Genomic DNA, 2,244 nt, shown 5'->3' on the forward strand with positions numbered 1-2,244 from the left:
CTGGCCTTCCCCGAGGGCATCACCGACCACTCGCCCGCCGATCTGGCCGCCACCGTCCTCGACTACGCCCACGCGGCCAGCCTCGCCCAGGCCGACGAGCATCCCCACCTCACCCCGCTCGCGCTGGTCACCGCCACGCTGACAGGCGACGCCGCCGCTCCCGGCTGGGCGCTCGCGGCCTTCGGCCTGCGCCTCCGCTCGCACCTGGCACTGCTGCGCGCCCTGCTCGCCTACTGCGCCCGCGACCTGCCCGTCACACCCGTCCCCATGCGGCTGCTGCTGGCCGAACTGGCCAACCCGACCACCCTGCAACCATGACCAGCCCGCAGACCTACGAGGAGCGGGAGAACCAGATGCGGGCCGACCTGCATCACCTCGCTCGCACGCTGCCCGGCCTGCTCACCCAGCCCACAGGGCAGAGGTGGCAGGCCGACACCAGGCCGATCAACTGGCCCAGCCCCGCGCTGTGGCTGACCCGCGATGACGGCATGGGCCTGACGTTCCGCCCAGAGCGGCACCGCTCGTGGCGGTGGGAGGTCCTCGGGCGGCAGCCCGACCTGCTGCCCGACAGTCTGCGGTACGGCATCGAGACCGGCCGGATCACCGTCACCCGCGCCAAGACCCCCGAGGAGATCGCCACCGACATCCGGCGCCGCCTGCTCCCCGAACTCGACCAGGCAGCAAGGGAGATCGGCGCCCGGCAGATGGCCCACTCCGCCGCCGTCGCCGTGGTCGAAGAGACCGTCCGGCTGCTGGAGAGCGTGCCCGGCGTCACCAGCCACGCGCTGACCGAAGCCGACCGGCGCGACGGCCGCGACGACCGCCGCACCCTCGACTGGAACCGGCAGGCCCCCTACGACCACCCCCACGCTCGCATCCACGTCCGGCACGACGACGGCCGCGCGGTCCTGGAAATGGAGGGCCGCTACCTGACCCCCGCGGTCATGCACGCCGCCCTGGCCGCCATGCACGCCGCGCTCACCACAGCCACCCCGGCCGTGCGCGCGAGCTGACGCCCCGCACCCCCACCCCTACCGCCCCGACGCCCGGAAGGGAGCTTCGCCATGCCCTACATCCCCACGCCCTACCTCGCGCCCGAGGACGAGTTCGACATGTACGGCCTGGAACTGCCGCTGGGGACCTGGGCCTACAACCTCGACGACCACACCGTCTACGGCCCCGGCCTGTATCCGCTGTACGACGAGGTCACCCGTACCGAGGCCGTCCCCGGCGCTGGCACCCTGGCCAGGCATCAAGTCCCCACGGGCCGCACCGTCCCCGCGGGCAGCGTCCGCCTCTCCCCTGACTGCGCGTTCCAGTCGTGGCGCAACGAGCACGTGCTCATCAGCCCGCACTGCGACCTGGTCGAAGCCAGGCTGCGCCTGTTCGTGGCCCGGCGCGGCATGGGTGCGACGGTGCGCCGGGCCACGGTGGTGCTCGACCTGCACGCCCGCACGGTGGCGCTGCCCGGTGCCCTGCCCGAGGAGCTGTGCGAGCAGGCCGCCGTCAAGGGCCGCCGCATCCTCGCCCTGCTGGACGCCGCCCGCGCCGAACGCGACGCCGGCCTCACCGTGCCCGAGGCGATCCTCGCCCGCCCAGACGCCCCGCAGCCGCACCCCGCCACCTGACGACCCGTCAACCCTGCTGGGCCCCGGCCACCGGCCGGGGGCGCTCCCTCAACACGCCCTTGGAGGCTCACCGTGACCGTGAAGTTGAAGACCCGGAAGCCCACCGGGCTCGTGCCCTGGCCGTTCATCCTGCTGGAAGGCGAGGAGAGCGCGGGCAAGACCTACGCCGCCGCCGAGTTCACCAAGTCCAAGCGGATCGGCCCCGCCTACTGGGTCGACCTCGCGGAGGGCAGCGCCGACGAGTACGCCGCCATCCCCGGCGCGAAGTTCACGATCATCGACCACGACGGCACGTTCCGCGACATCCGCGAGCAGATCGAAGCCGTCCACGCCGAGGCCCGCAAAGCCGCCGTCGCGAAGCAGCCCCCAGTCGTGCTGATCGTGGACACCGCCACCGCGCTGTGGCGGATGCTCACCACCTGGACCCACGAACGCGCCCGGCGCAGCCGCTACAACGCCAAGGTGCTGCAGGACGACCCGGACGCCGCGATCGACGTCGCGATGAACCTGTGGAACGACGCCAACGAGCGCTGGCAGCAGGTGATGTACCTGCTCCAGACGTTCCCCGGCATCGTCGTCATCACCGCCCGCGGCCGGGAAGTCACCGCGATCGACG

Annotated in this window: 4 protein-coding genes; all 4 read left to right on the forward strand. The window is 72.8% G+C overall.

The genetic code is table 11. From position 1 onward, the window contains the following. Positions 1 to 318, forward strand: a 318-nt coding sequence (locus ACFP3V_RS31535; RefSeq protein WP_380591178.1) for a hypothetical protein, incomplete at its 5' end; no start/stop codon positions are given. Beyond that, positions 315 to 1,013 carry a hypothetical protein gene (locus ACFP3V_RS31540; RefSeq protein ID WP_380591181.1) on the forward strand — a complete coding sequence of 233 codons (699 nt, stop codon included), beginning with the start codon at positions 315 to 317 and terminating at the stop codon, positions 1,011 to 1,013. The genes ACFP3V_RS31535 and ACFP3V_RS31540, both read left to right, overlap by 4 nt. A gap of 51 nt (positions 1,014 to 1,064) precedes the next feature. Next, positions 1,065 to 1,628, forward strand: a complete 564-nt coding sequence (locus tag ACFP3V_RS31545; RefSeq protein WP_380591184.1) for a hypothetical protein — start codon at positions 1,065 to 1,067, stop codon at positions 1,626 to 1,628. Positions 1,629 to 1,700: 72 nt separating this feature from the next. After that, on the forward strand, positions 1,701 to 2,244 hold a 544-nt coding region (locus tag ACFP3V_RS31550; RefSeq protein WP_380591186.1), incomplete at its 3' end, for an AAA family ATPase.

It is taken from the genome of Streptacidiphilus monticola (assembly GCF_042658505.1).
GTDB classification, from domain to species: Bacteria; Actinomycetota; Actinomycetes; order Streptomycetales; family Streptomycetaceae; genus Streptacidiphilus; species Streptacidiphilus monticola.